Origin of the sequence: Maribacter caenipelagi (genome assembly GCF_004364175.1) — a bacterium.
GTDB lineage: Bacteria > Bacteroidota > Bacteroidia > Flavobacteriales > Flavobacteriaceae > Maribacter > Maribacter caenipelagi.
The window spans coordinates 367,177-384,245 of the sequence record NZ_SNZW01000016.1 but is presented as its reverse complement, the minus strand read 5'-3'; the positions used below and the strand labels follow the sequence as shown (position 1 = coordinate 384,245).

The window sequence follows — 17,069 nt, the reverse complement described above, 5'->3', positions numbered from 1 at the left end:
AACTTTTGTAGTACGTTCTATAGTTAAGAAATAGACTTTACAAAAGAAGCTACTTTGTCTGCATAAATCTTAGCAAGCTCAACATTTGTAATTCCCTCTACTTCATCAAAGTTCTCGCTATATTTCGGCAATGAGAAAGATGCTACAACCGTGCCCTGAAATCTAGCAATCATTTTTTACGCCACTTCTAAAGCACCGATAGCTCCACGACCACCGTTTGAAGTTGCCATCAATAAAATCTTTTTATCTGCAAGAAATTTAGTATCAAATCGAGATAACCAATCCATCGTATTTTTAAAGTATGCCGATGGGTAGCTATTATGCTCATTTACCGATATGAGCAACCCTTTAGAATTGGCAATTTCATTATTGAATTCTACTAACGAATTAGAGAACCCGTTTTCCTTTTCTGCATCTTGACTGTATATCGGAAATGGATATTTTGAAAGATCCCTTAACCTAACTTCTTCTCCTTTTATTAAAGTAGCAGTATACTTTACCAATTTATAATTAATGGATACTGAAGAATTACTACCTGCAAATGCTAAAACATAACTCATAGACTTATTTTAATGTATGATTGCGAATTTAATTCAATTACGATACATCTTAGAATATTTTATCTAATTTTGCCGTTTTAAACATCTAAACATACTGTTTTATAAGTATATAGGATATAATTGTTATAATGAGCAACTCTAAGTCAAGATTGTTTTTTTTAGATGCCATAAGAGCATGGGCTATTTTAATGATGTTACAAGGTCATTTTATAGACGGCCTACTTGATAATGCCTTTAGAGACAACTCTAATATGTTGTTCAGTACTTGGAAATATTTTAGAGGAATTACCGCACCAGTATTTTTTACTGTATCTGGATTCATTTTTACATTCTTATTAATTCGATCCAAGCAAACCGGTTGGTCGAACCCACGAGTTAAAAAGGGAATTAAACGCGGATTAGAACTATTGGTCATTGCTTACCTATTACGAATAAACATCTTTGGTTTGTTCAAAGGTGAAATTTATGATTCTTTCTATTTGGTAGATGTTCTACATTGTATAGGGTTATCGATATTATTCATTATCGGATTTTACATACTAACCTCTGCAAAACAAAAATGGATATTCCCAACAATTCTTTTAACTACTACCCTATTACTATTCATTTTTGAACCGATGTATAAAGCATCTAGTTTTGAGTTTTTACCGCAGGTTTTTGCAAATTACCTAACAAAAGCCAATGGATCTGTTTTTACGATTATACCATGGTTGGGTTATGCTACTATTGGTAGTTTTATGTCTGTTATTTTCTCTAAATACCAAGACAGTAAAAACCTGTATAATTATATTGTACCAGCTTACATAGCAACCGGACTAACATTGATATTCCTTTCTTCAGATTTTTTCCTTTCAATTTATGAAGCTACTGGAATACAATTGTTTCAATCAATTTTTAACAACAACTACTTATTTATACGTTTGGGTGATGTGCTACTTGTTTTTTCTATATTCATAGTACTTAGAAAATTCTTAATGAATGCAACTTGGCTAAGAATAGGTCAAAGCACCTTATCTATCTACATCATTCATTTCATTATATTATACGGTAGTTTTACGGGAGTAGGCTTATACCGATTCTTTCATCATTCATTAAATCCGTATTTAGTGGTACCTGGCGCTATTCTATTTATGATCGCAAGCACCTTTTTTGCTTTAAAATACGAGAATCATAAAGCTGAAATAAAGGCAAACATACATTCCGTTTTATCCACTACTAGAATTTACTTAGAACAATTCGCTATTATCGCTTTTGAAGTTTTAAAATCTGCTACAGAGAAAGTATTACGAGTTCTAGGTTTAATAAAAAACTAAATTCACATATAATTATAAAACAGAAAAGGCAGCCAGTTGGCTGCCTTTTTATATCAAAAATTTATGCTATTTACACATGCAAAGCACGATCATCGGTAGCTGCTAACGCTGCTTCTTTAACCGCTTCAGCATATGTAGGGTGAGCATGGCTCATTCTAGAAATATCTTCAGCAGAAGCTCTAAACTCCATTGCTGTAACTGCTTCGGCAATTAAATCGGCACAACGAGCACCAACCATATGTACACCTAAAACTTCATCGGTCTTTTTATCCGCTAAAATCTTTACGAATCCGTCAGTATCCATACTTGCTCTAGCCCGACCTAATGCACGCATAGGAAATTGACCTACCTTATATGCTACTCCTGCTTCTTTTAGTTCCTCTTCTGTTTTACCAACAGCAGCAACCTCTGGCCATGTATAAACTACGCCAGGTATTAAATTGTAATCGATATGCGGTTTTTGACCTGCTAATATCTCAGCAACCAAAGTACCTTCTTCTTCAGCTTTGTGAGCTAACATAGCACCTTTGATTACATCACCGATAGCGTAAATATTATCAACGTTTGTTTTCAAATGCTCGTCAACAATAACCTTACCTCTTTCATCAAGTTTAACACCAGCGGCATCAGCATTCAATCCGTCTGTATATGGTTTTCTTCCTACGGCAACTAAACAATAATCACCTTCAAAAACTACTTCTTCGCCTTTTTTATTATCAGCCTTAACTATTACCTGATCACCTTTTCTTTCAACCGACTTCACTTTATGAGATAACGCAAATTTTACTTTTTGCTTTTTCATCACTTTAGTTAACTCTTTAGAAAGCGCACCGTCCATACCAGGAATAATACGGTCCATAAATTCTACTACTGTAACTTCCGCTCCAAGTCTCTTATATACTTGTCCTAATTCAAGACCAATTACACCACCACCAATAACAATCATATGTTTTGGTATTTCTTTAAGCTCTAAAGCTTCGGTAGAAGTAATGATGCGTTCTTTGTCTAATTTTATAAAAGGTAAAGTTGAAGGTTTAGAACCAGTTGCGATAATAATATTCTTTGCTTCTATTTCTTCTGTCTTACCATCGTTTTTTTTGATGTTAACATGAGTAGCATCTTTAAAGCTACCAACACCTTCATAAACGGTAATTTTATTTTTATCCATCAAGAACTCAATTCCCTTGGTTGTCTGATCTACAACGCCTTGCTTACGTGCAATCATTTTCTCTAAATTCACTTTAATCTCACCAGGAATTTCAATACCATGCTCTTCGAAATGCTTGGTAGCATCTTCGTAATGATGAGAAGAATCTAACAACGCCTTTGAAGGAATACAACCAACATTCAAACATGTTCCACCCAAAGTGGAATATTTTTCGATTATCGCTGTTTTCATTCCTAGTTGTGCACAACGTATTGCCGCTACGTATCCTCCAGGTCCTGAGCCTATAATGGCTACATCATATTGATCCATAAAATATTTGTTTTCTAATGTCTTACAAAATTAATACTATTTTTAGTTTTAAAGAGGAATAGCAGTAGAATGCTTCACCTCTTTTATGGTAAAAGAGCTTTGGGTACTACCAATATGATTCATGGTCGTTAATTTATTGACCATAAAATTTCGGTACGCATCCATATCTTGAACGTGTATTTTTAAAAGGTAATCATAATCACCACTTAAATGATGACACTCAACTACCTCTTGCAAACGCATAACCTGCGCTTCAAATTGTGCAATATTATCCTTAACATGCTGTACTAATTTCACATGGCAAAATACCGTAAAGTTCCTATTTACAATAGCTTTATCTACTAAGGCTACGTAACTTCTAATTGCACCTCCACGCTCTAACCTTTTTATACGTTCATAAATGGCAGTCGTAGAAAGTCCTAACTTTAAAGCATACTCTTTAGTGGTCTTCTTACTATCTTCTTGTAATAACTCTAGGAGTCTATTATCTATTTGATCAAGTTTCATAACGAATATAATTCTGTTCAGTTGTTACAAAATACACAATAATAGAATATAAATCTATTATTATATTAATTATAGTTTTAAATTCTAATAAAATACTAACCTATTGACAATTTTACATTCAAAAGGTATTTTTACAGAAAACAACAAATCATGAGCCAAAAAAACAGCAACGACCTACAAGATTTACAATACTTCGGCGAATATGGTGGAGTCAACCCGTCCATTTCAGATTCATCTACCTATACTTTTATATCGGCAAAAACAATGTTCGACACTTTTGAGGGAAATACAGAAGGGTGCTATTTATACAGCAGACATTCTTCACCTTCAAACTTATATTTAGGAGAAGCTTTAGCTGCTTTAGAAGGTACCGAAAGCGCCAATGTAACGGCTAGCGGCATGGGCGCGATAACAACGGTTATTTTACAGCTGTGTAATTCTGGCGACCATATCATCAGTAGTAGAACAATTTATGGTGGCACATACGCCTTCATGAAAAACTTCTTGATTAAATTCGGAATCAAAACAACATTTCTAGATATCACCGATCTTGATGCCGTAGCCGAAGCTATTACGCCAAATACTAAGATGATATACTGCGAAAGTGTAAGTAATCCGCTTTTAGAGGTTGCAGATATTTCAGCACTTTCACGCATTTCAAAAAAAAATCAGCTACCATTAATTGTTGACAATACATTTTCTCCATTAACCGTATCACCTGCCAAATTAGGTGCTGACATTGTTATTCATAGCCTTACCAAATTTATTAATGGAACCAGTGACTGTGTTGCCGGTGTCGTTTGTGGCACAACAGAATTCTGCCTTAGTCTTAAAGATGTAAATAATGGAGCAGGAATGCTTTTAGGAAGCACCCTTGATAGCATGAGAGCAGCATCGATTTTAAAGAACATGCGTACGCTACACATTCGAATGAAACAGCATAGCCAAAATGCCCAATTTTTAGCTGAAAATTTTGAAAAGGACGGATTAAGAGTTGTATACCCAGGACTCCCCTCTCACCCAGGACATTTGATTATGGAAGATCAGATGAATCCGGAATACGGATATGGCGGTTTAATAACTATGGATGTAGGCACTCTTGAAAATGCCAATGCTTTGATGGAACTAATGCAAGAAAGAAAACTAGGTTACCTAGCAGTTAGCCTCGGGTTTTATAAAACATTATTCAGCGCACCCGGAAGCTCCACATCTTCAGAAATTCCGTTAGAAGAACAAGAAGAAATGGGACTTGGAAACGGATTAATTCGATTCTCAATAGGATTGGATGATGACATTCAAAGAACGTACACACTAATGAAAAAATGTCTTGAAGACCTTAATATACTGGATGTCAAAAGTATAAAAGCATAATCTTTCAATTCTAAAATGGGTTTGCACATCAGTAACAGAAATCGTAATATTACGTAGAAACCAAACTTGCACTTAATGTCAGACCAGAACACCAACGAACACAGGGAAAACGAACATATCGTTGACAATAAAGAATTAAGCATAATTGCCGCTTTAATTCCCGTTATAGCCCTAGTAGCTATGTTGGCATATAATGTGTATGTATTTGGTGATGACGCCTTAAGTGGCTCAAATCAATTCATACTATTATTAGGTGGCGCAGTAGCCGCAATTGTAGGTTTCATGAACAGGGTTTCTTACAAGCAAATGATAGCCGAAGTAGAAGAAAACATTCGATCTACAACAGGTGCATTGCTTATTTTACTTATGGTAGGTGCGTTAGCAGGAACTTGGTTGGTCAGTGGCATAATACCTGCGATGATTTATTATGGACTTCAAATTCTGAACCCGACCATCTTTTTGGCGGCATGTGTAATTATCTGTGCTATTATATCAGTAGCCACAGGAAGTAGTTGGACAACATCTGCCACGGTAGGTATTGCATTAATAGGTATCGGTGAAGCATTAGGCATTTCTTTAGGAATGACTGCTGGTGCCGTTTTATCTGGAGCATATTTTGGAGACAAACTTTCTCCACTAAGTGATACCACGAATTTAGCACCTGCAATGGCAGGTGGCGAACTGTTCTCTCATATTAAATATATGTTATGGACTACAGTACCAACAATTTCCGTCACCCTTATTGTATTTCTAATAATAGGTTTTAGTCTAGAAACCAATGGTGAAGCAGATGTTGATGCAATTTTAGCATCTATTGATTCATCTTTTGATATCAATGGTTGGTTATTTTTAGTACCGATAGCAGTTATAGCTCTAATCGTTAAAAAAACACCACCATTAGCAGCCTTGCTTGTAGGTACGTTATTAGCAGCTCTTTTTGCCCTAATTTTTCAACCAGGTATAGTTGCCGGTATTACAGGATCATCAGAATTAACTTTTCAATCTGGGTATCAAGGTATACTAAAAGCAATTACGGTAAGTACCGATATACCGACAGACAACAAAGCGTTAAGCGATTTATTTTCTTCTAAAGGAATGACAGGTATGCTAGGTACTATCTGGCTAATTATCTGCGCTATGTTTTTTGGAGGAATTATGGATGGTATAGGTGCTTTATCAAGAATTACAAAATCGCTTTTGAAAATGGCTAAATCTACATTTGGTCTATTCTTTAGTACAGGTATAAGCTGTATTGTTTTAAATGGAACGGCATCTGATCAATATTTGGCAATAGTTGTACCAGGAAAAATGTTCTCAAAAGCATTTAAAGACAGAGGCTTGGCACCTGAAAACTTAAGTAGAACACTAGAAGATACTGGTACGGTAACATCTGTATTGATTCCTTACAACACTTGTGGAGCCTATCATAGCGGTGTTTTAGGAGTTGGTGTAGCTGAATACTTTGTATACGCCATCTTCAACTGGTTAAGTCCGATAATGACATTTATATTCGCCGGATTTAATATTAAGATCAAAAGGCTTACTTCAAAATAAAGTGAAACACCTATTTTACTTTATCTACACATTAGACAATAATACACTATTGATCTGATAATTTTAATGCGTTTAAATTACGTCATTCTTATCTAAATAGCGTTATTAACTTAGCTATTCAAAATAGTTATCCTAGCATTGAAATTTCTAATTTAGAAAGTCGGTAATCCTTTTATCAAGTCTTAATTTTGTGTTTTAATAAATTATAAAACGAAAACATATTATGGCATTTGTAGGAAAGAAATTCCCAAACATTAGTGTTAACGCAATGAACGACATGGGCGATACTTTTAAACTTAATGTTTTAGAAGAAGCACAAAAAAATAACAAGAAAGTGGTTTTATTTTGGTACCCAAAAGATTTCACTTTTGTTTGTCCAACAGAATTACACGCTTTTCAAGCAGCCATTGGTGAATTCGAAAAAAGAAACACTTTGGTAATCGGTGCATCTTGTGATACTCCAGAAGTACACTTTGCATGGTTAAGCACAGATAAAGATAACGGTGGTATTGAAGGTGTTACTTACCCAATATTGGCAGATAGCAACCGTAACCTATCTAGCGTTTTAGGTATTTTAGATATCCAAAATGAAGTTTACGACGAAGAAACAGAAACAGTTCAAGTAGAAGGTGACAATGTTACCTACAGAGCTACATACATCATTGATGAAGAAGGCGTTGTACAACACGAAAGCATCAACAATATGCCTTTAGGTAGAAATGTTGGTGAGTACTTACGTTTGGTAGATGCTTTAACACACGTTCAAGAAAAAGGTGAGGTTTGCCCAGCAAACTGGGAAGAAGGTAAAGAAGCTATGTCTGCAAATAGAGACGGTGTTGCTAGCTACCTTTCTGCACACGCCAACTAAGTATATTTTTTTAATGAACATGAAGTTATTGACTTCATGTTCATTGTATTAATCTTTAAACATTTTTAATTATGTTATTAGAATTAGAACAAGATAATTTACAGGAAATCATAGATAATAATCCAAATGTTGTAGTTCAATATTCTGCAACATGGTGTGGTAACTGCAGAATCATGAAGCCTAAATTCAAAAAAGAAGCTTCACAAAATGACAATATTACATTTGTATTGGCAGATGCAGAAAAATTTCCTGAATCAAGAAAGCTAGCAGATGTAAGCAACTTACCAACGTTCGCATCTTTCGAGAAAGGAAAAATTAAAAATCAGGTTCAAACTAATAAGTACGACCTATTAAAAGATTTGATCAGTGAGATTACCCCTAATTAAATTACTGACAGAGTTCATTGAAGAAAAAGATAGCGATTACGTTCTAGAGACCATTGAGACTTTAGAAGCCTTGACCGAGCTTCCTTCATTAAAAGATGAAGAGCTTGATGTAATTGGCGAATTGATTTCTAATATGTACGGTGCCTTAGATGTTGCAAACAGTATTCAGCAAGGCATACCAAAGAAAGAAGCTATGAATCAATTTATGCAGCGTGTTTTAGGCTCCATAGATAAATAATGGCTTTTACAAAACACAAAGTCCTTTCAATTATGAAAGGACTTTTTTTATCATATTCCCGCTCATTTCAGCTTTATATTTTATAATTTCACATTCTCAATTATAAAAAGACAAAAGTTATGGCTTCGGTTACACTAAAAGGAAACGAAATACACACATTAGGAACTTTACCTGCAAATGGCGGAAAAGCTCCAGAATTTCAATTAACTAAGAATGACTTATCTACAGTAAAACTTTCAGATTACGAAGGTTCTAGAGTAGTATTAAATATATTTCCAAGCGTAGATACTGGTACTTGTGCACAATCTGTTCGCCAATTCAATCAAGAAGCTGCTGAGCTTGATAATACCATTGTTTTATGTATTTCTAAAGATTTACCGTTTGCACAAGCAAGATTTTGTGGTGCTGAAGGGATTGAAAATGTTGAAATGCTTTCCGATTTTAAAGATGGTAATTTCGGTAAAGGTTACAATGTAGCATTCTCTGACGGACCATTAGCTCCCTTACTTTCTAGAGCAGTGGTTGTAGTTGATGAAAAAGGTAATGTATTGTATACAGAGCAAGTAGCAGAAACTACAGAAGAGCCAAATTACAAAGCTGCTTTAGAGGCATTAATGAACTAAAAACAAAGGACACTCATGCCCAAAGAATCCTTTTTGGTAAATCGTATTAAAAGTGTAGGCTTTGCCCTTAAAGGCGCATTTCTTTTGATACGAACCGAAGCAAGTATAAAAATTCAGGTGTTCATCGCCATAGTAATGACCGCCGTAGGTTTCTACCATGATATTTCGAGTACTGAATGGATACTTCAAATATTTGCAATAGCAATGGTTTTAGGAATTGAAGGTATGAATACCGCTGTGGAGAAAATTGCAGACTATATTCAACCAGAATTTGATGTCAAAATCGGATTCATAAAAGACATTTCTGCGGGTGCCGTAATGCTGGTTTCAATAGCATCTGCCATTGTCGGACTCATAATCTACTTACCTAAGATTCTATAGGTTAGTTTTTAGTTTCCGCGTAGCTCATCGTAAATTTGTAATTTAGCATCAGAATTAAGTTTTAATGGCAAAAAAGGCAACTAAATCAAAGCCGAAACCTACTAAAAAGCGAACACCGTTTAGATTATCCAAACAGAATAAAATTATTTTGGGTAGTTTATTGATGCTCTTTAGTATTGCATTGTTCTTTTCGTTTATTTCATTTTACTTTAACTGGCAAGATGACCAAAGTCTTTTGTCAGAGTTTAAAGACCGTAATGAACTTGCTAAAAACTTACTGAACAAATTCGGGGCTAGTATTAGTCACTTTTTCATGTATAAAGGCTTTGGTGTAGCTTCTCTTATTGTTCCTTTTCTTATTTGTATTACAGGTATCTATCTCTTTTTAGGACTACCTTTAAAAGCCTTGTTCAAAAAATGGATTTGGGGTTTGTTATTCATTATCTGGATTTCAATTACCTTAGGTTTCTTTGCAACCTCTAGCCCGTTATTAGGCGGATTGGTTGGATTTGAGATGAACGATTTCTTACAAGATTACGCTGGTAAAATTGGCGTACTTCTTTTATTGGTATTCGGTCTCATATTTATTCTAGTACGATTGTTCGATGTTACACCAGAAGGTATTTTATCGTTTTTTAAATCTAGAAAAGAAGCTATTTCTACAGAGTTTAAAGCTAACCAAGAACGCAAGGCAAGCAAAAAGAAAGAACAAGAAGACATTCTTACTACTTCGCTAGAAGAAGAAACTCCGGTTATATTAGATACGTATACCCATAAGACCGAAATTCCACATTTAGAAAAAGAAGAAAAAACTAACGATTTTGAAGTTACTATACCTGAGCCAGAGCCTGAAGAAACTTTGGCAATGGAGGTTGAATCGGTTATTGAAGAACCAGAAGAAATTGATGTTCTTGCCAACAAACTTGTAGATGATTTTGGCGAATTTGACCCTACGTTGGAGTTAGGAAATTATAAATTTCCGCACATTGATCTTCTAGACCAACACGGTGCAACCGGCGGTATCACTATTAATCAAGAAGAATTAGAAGAAAACAAGAATAAAATTGTTGAAACTCTAAAAAACTATAAAATCGGAATTGCCCAAATTAAGGCAACCATTGGTCCGACCGTTACCTTATACGAAATAGTACCAGAGGCTGGTGTTAGAATATCGAAAATTAAAAACCTTGAAGATGATATTGCACTATCATTAGCAGCTTTGGGAATACGTATCATTGCCCCTATTCCTGGTAAAGGAACTATTGGTATTGAAGTACCGAACAAGAATTCATCGATAGTATCTATGCGTTCTGTAATCGCTTCTAGTAAATTTCAAAAGGCAGAAATGGAATTACCAATCGCATTCGGTAAGACTATTAGTAACGAAACCTTTGTAGTAGATTTAGCAAAAATGCCTCACCTATTAATGGCAGGGGCTACCGGTCAAGGTAAATCGGTAGGTTTAAATGCTGTACTTACTTCGCTATTGTATAAAAAGCATCCGGCAGAGGTAAAATTCATATTGGTCGATCCAAAGAAAGTTGAACTTACACTTTATAATAAAATTGAGCGTCATTTCTTAGCCAAACTTCCTGATTCAGAAGAAGCTATTATCACCGATAATACAAAAGTAATTCACACACTGAATTCACTTTGTATTGAAATGGACAATAGATACGAACTGTTGAAATTAGCCATGGTTCGTAACCTAAAAGAATACAATACCAAGTTTAAGGCTAGAAAACTGAACCCGAATGACGGTCATAAATTTTTACCTTATATAGTTCTAGTAATTGATGAGTTTGCCGATTTGATCATGACAGCTGGTAAAGAGGTAGAAACGCCTGTAGCTAGATTAGCGCAATTAGCGAGAGCAATTGGTATACATTTGATCATTGCAACGCAAAGACCATCTGTAAACGTTATTACCGGTATCATTAAAGCCAACTTCCCTGCAAGGTTAGCTTTTAGGGTAACTTCTAAAATAGATTCAAGAACAATTTTAGATACCGCAGGTGCAGATCAATTAATTGGTAGAGGAGATATGTTATTTACACAAGGTAACGATGTCACTCGTATTCAATGTGCTTTTGTAGACACCCCAGAGGTAGCAAAAATTGTGGAATTCATTGGTAGTCAGCGTGCTTACCCAGATGCACACGAATTACCAGAGTACGTTGGTGAAGATTCTGGCACGAGTCTTGATAATAACGTGTCTGACAGAGATGCAAAGTTTCGCGAAGCTGCTGAAGTTATCGTAATTGCCCAACAAGGTTCTGCTTCTTTAATTCAACGAAAGTTGAAATTAGGGTACAATAGAGCCGGTAGAATTATTGATCAATTAGAAGCCGCAGGCATTGTAGGTCCGTTTGAAGGTAGTAAAGCACGACAGGTTTATGTATCTGACATGGTTGCCCTTCAACAAATATTGGATAATGAATAATATTAAAAAGAGATGAAGAAAGTTATTATTGTTTTGACGATTATGTTTACCGCAACCTTTGTTAACGCTCAAGGTTCAGATAAAGCGAAAGCCTTACTTGATGAAGTTTATAACAAAGTACAGAGTTACGACAACATCTTTGTAGACTTCAAGTTCGATTTAAAGAATGCCGAAGCAGGTATCAACCAAGAGACAAGAGGCGATGTTACCCTCGCCGGAAATAAATACATGTTCAATTATTTAGGTTCTCAACAAATATTTGACGGTAATAAAGTATACACTATTGTGCCAGAAAATGAAGAAGTAACGATAGAGGATAAGTCTGAAGACGAAAATGCGATGACTCCCTCTAAAATGCTGACCTTCTACAAAGAAGGACATAACTATGCTTGGGATATTTTACAGGATATTCAAGGAAGAAAGATACAATACGTAAAATTGACTCCTATCGATTCTGATACCGAAATAAAATCAAGATTATTAGGCATAGATATGGGCACAAAGCACATTTATAACTTAATTGAAACTGGTAAGAACGGTACAAAAACGACCATCACTGTTAATTCTTTTAAAACAGATCAAACTTTGTCCAAAACCTTATTTACTTTTGATGAAGCTAAATATAAGGATGAAGGATATTTCATTCTAAGAAATTAGAACTATTGAGAATACTAGACCGATATATCCTATCAAGGTTCGTTTTTAATTTTGTCAGTTCGTTTGTAATATTGATGTTCATCTTCATATTTCAAACGATTTGGCTTTTTATTGATGACCTTGCGGGCAAAGGTTTAGACATTATCATTATCGGTAAATTCTTGTTCTATTTAATGCCAGACCTTACCGAAAAAGTATTACCGCTAACAGTACTTTTATCTTCTATTTTAACTTTTGGTTCTATTGCAGAAAATTATGAATTCGCTGCAATGAAAGCATCAGGGATTTCACTACAACGTTCTATGTTGAGTTTAATCATATTCGTGACCATTTTAGGCGGAGTAACATTTTTCTTTGCCAACAACGTCATTCCATTATCACAACGAAAAATATACAACCTCCGTAGAAATATTGCCAAGGTAAAACCTGCGGCAGTAGTGTCTGAAGGTGTATTTAGTGATTTCGAGGGTATGAATATTAAAGTGGACGAGAAGTATGGTGAAAATGACCGCTTTCTTAGAAATGTTATCATCCATAGAAAATCTGCAAATAACCTAAATACCACAGTTATTAAATCTAAAACTGGAGAATTAATAAGCAGTGAAGACTCTGACCTAATACAATTGGTATTAACAGACGGGCATTATTATGAAGATGTTACTTCAAAAAGTAATGACAATAAAATGAAATTTCCTTTCGCTCAGGCAGATTTCGACGAGTACACCATGAACATTGAAATACCAGAAATCAATAATGATGATCTAGAGGAAGAGCGAGATATCAGTACCGATAAAATGAAGAATATATCGCGACTCTCAAAAGATATAGATTCGTTACGTGGCGATAATTACCGTATTGTTCGTGCGTTTTCAAAAAACATAGAAAGTAGAACAGGCATGTTCATCCCTTTGGTACCAAACAAAAATGATTCTACCAAAACGGACATGGCTCGTAAAAAAGATTCCATTTTAAATGTTAAGGCAGGTATTGCCAAAAAAAATATAGCACTGCAAGATTCCATCAATGACAATTTTCTTGTCCTTTTTCCAGATTGGCAACAAATTCAGATATTAAGTAGCGCTAAAAATGCCACGACTAGTATTTTAGGAACCGTTAGCGGCAAAAAAGAAGAAATGCAGAAGAGATATAAAATCTACAATATGCATATTCTTTCGCTTCATAACAAGTATGCATTAGCGTTCTCCTGTATCATTCTTTTCTTCGTAGGCGCCCCTTTAGGTGCTATTATTAGGAAAGGAGGATTAGGTTTGCCTATGGTAATCGCCATAGTCCTTTTCCTAATTTATTATTTTATAGGTGTTTTTGCAGGAAACTACGCCAAAGAAGGTAATATACACCCAATGTTAGGTGCATGGCTAGCAACGCTGATTATGCTACCTTTAGGTGTTGTATTAACCAAAAGAGCAACTGAAGATAAAGGATTGATGGACTTCGGATTTATAGCCGATTTCTTCAAAAAATTATTTAAGAAAAAAGATAAAGCTGATTCTTAACCATGACAGATCTTAGTACAATAAAATTGAATAGCATTGAAGAAGCGATTGAAGATATTCGCGCCGGTAAAGTAATTATCGTAGTTGATGATGAAAATCGTGAAAATGAAGGAGATTTTCTGGCAGCTGCAGAACTAGCGACACCTGAGACGGTCAACTTTATGGCCACTCATGGCAGAGGTCTTATTTGCGCTCCATTAACCGAAGGTCGTTGTAAAGATTTAGGGTTACATATGATGGTAAGCACCAACACCGATCCTTTAGAAACGGCTTTTACGGTATCTGTAGATTTAAGAGGAAAAGGAGTTACTACAGGTATTTCTGCCGGTGATAGATCTAAAACTGTCATTGCATTAACCGAAAGTGATACCAAACCCCATGATTTAGCCAGACCAGGGCATATTTTTCCTTTAGTTGCTAAAGAAGGTGGCGTATTAAGAAGAACTGGGCACACAGAAGCTGCCATTGATTTTGCAAGATTAGCTGGACTACAGCCAGCAGGAATTATCGTAGAAATCATGAATGAAGATGGTACGATGGCACGCCTACCTCAATTGGTCGATGTTGCTAAAAAATTCGATTTAAAGATTGTCTCTATTGAATCTCTTGTTGCCTACAGAATGGAGCATGATAGCTTAATCGACAAAGAAGTTGATTTTGATATTACCACGCGTTTTGGTGAATTTAGATTAAGAGCTTATAAGCAGACTACAAACAACCATATACATATTGCATTAACAAAAGGTTCGTGGTCATCTGAAGAAAAAATATTGACCCGTATCAACTCTACCCTGATCAATAATGATATTTTAGGAACGTTGACACATAACCCTGACGAAAAGTTAGAGGATATGTTCAACAAGATTAATAAAGAAGGTAAAGGAGCAATTGTCTTCATCAATCAAGATTCAGAATCACTTAATCTACTTTCAAGATTAAAAGAGTTGAAAGAATTGCAAAAACAAGGCGTTCACAAAGCACCTAAAATTGAAATGGATAATCGTGACTTCGGTATCGGAGCTCAGATACTACACGACATAGGTATTCATAAAATGAAATTAATGACCAACAGTACCCAAGCGAAACGCGTAGGTATTGTCGGATACGGATTAGAAATTTTAGAATACGTGAAGTATTAATGCTCTAAATAAACTTTTCTAAAACATATTTCATTTTAGTTGCTCGTTCAGAAACCTCTTCTTCTGTCCAGCTTAATTTTACAAGACATGAAATGGTTCTACCGATCCATGCATCAGATTTTGAAAAGTCTGATTGCGAATAGTCAGGCAACTGATTTATTACCTCTTGCGGCAATTTACCTAAAGATCTTTTTTGGGTCAAATGCTCCCATTTTTTGTAGTAGTGCCAGTTATTATCAAACCAATAAAAACAGGCATCAACACCAGCTTCACCTAAAGCTGTGTGCGCTTTTTTTGCTATTTCTGTAGTTGGTAAGAAAAAAGAAATAAATGAATAATTTTCCACTCCACCTTCAGGCACTTTTCTAAACGTAATATTAGAAAGTGGAGATAAGGCTTTTCTCAAAACCGTGTAATTTCTCTTTTGAATAGACAAAAAATCATCTAAACGCGCTATTTGCGCACAACCCACGGCAGCATGCAATTCTGATATTCTAAAATTATACCCTAAAAACGGGTGTGTTTCCGTTCCGCGATTGTTGCCCACATGATCATGACCGTGATCGGAATAATGATCGGCATTTATTTTATACAGTTCATCATTGGTAATGATTGCTCCGCCTTCGCCACAAGTTATGGTTTTTACATAATCGAACGAGAAACAGCCTAAATCACCATAACTACCCAATGGTTTACCATCATAACTACCTCCTATTGCCTGACAGGCATCTTCTATAAGCAATAACTCATGTTTATCACATATAGCCTTCAAAGCACCCAAATCAGCCATAGAACCGCACATATGGACCGGCATTACAACCTTAGTTTTATCGGTGATAGCATTTTCAACAGCAGCTGGATCTAAAGTCAATGAATCATCAACATCTGCCAAAATTGGTATTGCACCAATTGCTAAAATAGATTCGAAACTGGCTACAAATGTAAAGGTTGGCATAATTACCTCGTCCCCAGCACCAACACCAGCACTGGCAAGCGCAACAGTTAAAGCGGCAGTACCGCTACTAACTAATTGTGCATACTTAGATTCCATTCTTTTAGATAAAGCTTCCTCAAGTTCTAAAGCTTTCCAGTGGTTATTTCGCATACCGTCAAAGCCGTAACGCATCAACACCCCAGAATCTAAAACATCTTGAACTTGACTTTTCTCACTCTCTCCAAACAACTCAAAACCTGGCATGCTATCTTATTTTATATTGTATTACAAATTTTGCTTAAATTATTGGTAAAACCAAAGTTTTACGGCTAGTATCGAGACCATAAAAATCAAGAACTTTTTCACGAAGCCATCACCCATATTTACAGACACTCTACTGGCTACCCAAGCTCCACTAGCATTACCGATTGCCAGTATTAAACCAATTTTCCAATTCACCTGATCGTTCCACGCAAATACGATCAATGCCGAAACCATATACATAAAAACAACAGCAACTTTGGTCGCATTAGAACGCACTAAAGTCATTCTATTAACATAATGAAGAAATAGAATGATTATAAAGCCAAGTCCCGCATTAATGAATCCGCCATAAATTCCGAAAAAGAAAAAAGCAATGATTCCAAGCCATAAATATTTACCAGTAAGTCGTTCTTGAATTTCTTTCATTCCAATTTTTGGTCCGAATGCTACAATAAGCACTACACAAATCATTACAATGGCTAGAATTCTATTAAAAAGCGCCCCACTAATATCAACCGCTAAACGGGCTCCGAGAATAGAGCCAAAAAATGCAGAACATCCTAAGTATATATTAAATGGAAATGTAGAAACACCTTTACTTTTAAACCCTGCAGTAGCTACAGCTGTTTGAAAAATTACAGCAACCCTATTTGTACCATTTGCTAAAGTTGAAGGAAGTCCTAGAAAGATTAATATAGGTAATGAAAGAAGAGAACCACCTCCTGCAACCGTATTGACAAAACCAACAACGAAACCAACTAATATCAATAAAGGATAGGCATACCACTCTTCCATATAACAAGCTCTTTAAGCTTAAATAAAATAAAAACTAAAGCTATT

At 35.4% G+C, this 17,069-nt stretch carries 18 protein-coding genes; 12 read left to right on the top strand and 6 right to left on the bottom strand.

Annotated features, from left to right (window positions below; genetic code table 11):
* Positions 1-23: 23 nt before the first annotated feature.
* On the bottom strand, positions 24-173 hold the full coding sequence (locus tag DFQ03_RS19110; RefSeq protein WP_243834509.1) for a hypothetical protein: 150 nt from the start codon (positions 171-173) through the stop codon (positions 24-26).
* Between the two features lie 3 nt (positions 174-176).
* Positions 177-560: an NADPH-dependent FMN reductase gene (locus DFQ03_RS14120; RefSeq protein WP_243834508.1), complete on the bottom strand. Its 384-nt coding sequence runs from the start codon at positions 558-560 to the stop codon at positions 177-179.
* A gap of 128 nt (positions 561-688) precedes the next feature.
* Between DFQ03_RS14120 and DFQ03_RS14115 the strand changes: the two genes are divergently transcribed.
* Positions 689-1,873, top strand: a complete 1,185-nt coding sequence (locus DFQ03_RS14115) for a heparan-alpha-glucosaminide N-acetyltransferase domain-containing protein (protein WP_133673817.1) — start codon at positions 689-691, stop codon at positions 1,871-1,873.
* A gap of 70 nt (positions 1,874-1,943) precedes the next feature.
* Here DFQ03_RS14115 and lpdA read toward each other — a convergent pair whose 3' ends face one another.
* Both lpdA and DFQ03_RS14105 read right to left on the bottom strand, forming a co-directional pair.
* A complete protein-coding gene (lpdA, locus tag DFQ03_RS14110) occupies positions 1,944-3,350 on the bottom strand; it encodes a dihydrolipoyl dehydrogenase (protein ID WP_133673816.1) in 1,407 nt (468 codons plus the stop codon).
* A 48-nt stretch (positions 3,351-3,398) separates the two neighbouring features.
* Positions 3,399-3,857 carry an Lrp/AsnC family transcriptional regulator gene (locus tag DFQ03_RS14105; protein WP_133673815.1) on the bottom strand — a complete coding sequence of 153 codons (459 nt, stop codon included), beginning with the start codon at positions 3,855-3,857 and terminating at the stop codon, positions 3,399-3,401.
* A 150-nt stretch (positions 3,858-4,007) separates the two neighbouring features.
* On the opposite strand from DFQ03_RS14105, the gene DFQ03_RS14100 reads away from it, so the two are divergent.
* From DFQ03_RS14100 to ribB, 11 genes are all read left to right on the top strand, one after another.
* Positions 4,008-5,228, top strand: a complete 1,221-nt coding sequence (locus DFQ03_RS14100; RefSeq protein ID WP_133673814.1) for an aminotransferase class I/II-fold pyridoxal phosphate-dependent enzyme — start codon at positions 4,008-4,010, stop codon at positions 5,226-5,228.
* Positions 5,229-5,303: 75 nt separating this feature from the next.
* Entirely contained in the window at positions 5,304-6,782 is a 1,479-nt protein-coding gene (gene nhaC, locus DFQ03_RS14095; protein ID WP_133673813.1) for a Na+/H+ antiporter NhaC, read from the top strand.
* Between the two features lie 223 nt (positions 6,783-7,005).
* A complete protein-coding gene (locus DFQ03_RS14090) occupies positions 7,006-7,650 on the top strand; it encodes a peroxiredoxin (protein ID WP_058105832.1) in 645 nt (214 codons plus the stop codon).
* A 71-nt stretch (positions 7,651-7,721) separates the two neighbouring features.
* Positions 7,722-8,036: a thioredoxin family protein gene (locus DFQ03_RS14085; RefSeq protein ID WP_133673812.1), complete on the top strand. Its 315-nt coding sequence runs from the start codon at positions 7,722-7,724 to the stop codon at positions 8,034-8,036.
* Positions 8,017-8,274 (top strand): DUF6952 family protein, encoded by a 258-nt coding sequence (locus tag DFQ03_RS14080; RefSeq protein ID WP_133673811.1) that lies wholly within the window; start codon positions 8,017-8,019, stop codon positions 8,272-8,274. The genes DFQ03_RS14085 and DFQ03_RS14080 overlap by 20 nt, the downstream gene beginning before the upstream one ends.
* A gap of 119 nt (positions 8,275-8,393) precedes the next feature.
* The gene (gene tpx, locus DFQ03_RS14075) at positions 8,394-8,897 is read left to right on the top strand and encodes a thiol peroxidase (protein ID WP_133673810.1); all 504 of its coding nucleotides are present in this window, start codon (positions 8,394-8,396) and stop codon (positions 8,895-8,897) included.
* A gap of 15 nt (positions 8,898-8,912) precedes the next feature.
* Positions 8,913-9,278 (top strand): diacylglycerol kinase, encoded by a 366-nt coding sequence (locus DFQ03_RS14070; RefSeq protein ID WP_133673809.1) that lies wholly within the window; start codon positions 8,913-8,915, stop codon positions 9,276-9,278.
* A gap of 64 nt (positions 9,279-9,342) precedes the next feature.
* Positions 9,343-11,721, top strand: coding sequence for an FtsK/SpoIIIE family DNA translocase (locus tag DFQ03_RS14065; RefSeq protein ID WP_133673808.1), 2,379 nt, complete (start codon positions 9,343-9,345; stop codon positions 11,719-11,721).
* A gap of 12 nt (positions 11,722-11,733) precedes the next feature.
* A complete protein-coding gene (locus DFQ03_RS14060) occupies positions 11,734-12,378 on the top strand; it encodes a LolA family protein (protein WP_133673807.1) in 645 nt (214 codons plus the stop codon).
* Between the two features lie 26 nt (positions 12,379-12,404).
* Positions 12,405-13,892, top strand: a complete 1,488-nt coding sequence (locus tag DFQ03_RS14055; RefSeq protein ID WP_262711594.1) for an LptF/LptG family permease — start codon at positions 12,405-12,407, stop codon at positions 13,890-13,892.
* Between the two features lie 2 nt (positions 13,893-13,894).
* Positions 13,895-15,031 carry a 3,4-dihydroxy-2-butanone-4-phosphate synthase gene (gene ribB, locus DFQ03_RS14050; RefSeq protein WP_133673805.1) on the top strand — a complete coding sequence of 379 codons (1,137 nt, stop codon included), beginning with the start codon at positions 13,895-13,897 and terminating at the stop codon, positions 15,029-15,031.
* A gap of 4 nt (positions 15,032-15,035) precedes the next feature.
* Here ribB and DFQ03_RS14045 read toward each other — a convergent pair whose 3' ends face one another.
* Entirely contained in the window at positions 15,036-16,229 is a 1,194-nt protein-coding gene (locus DFQ03_RS14045) for a DegT/DnrJ/EryC1/StrS family aminotransferase (protein WP_133673804.1), read from the bottom strand.
* 39 nt (positions 16,230-16,268) lie between these two features.
* Complete coding sequence (locus DFQ03_RS14040) at positions 16,269-17,024, bottom strand: sulfite exporter TauE/SafE family protein (RefSeq protein WP_133673803.1); 756 nt, start codon at positions 17,022-17,024, stop codon at positions 16,269-16,271.
* Positions 17,025-17,069 lie beyond the last annotated feature (45 nt).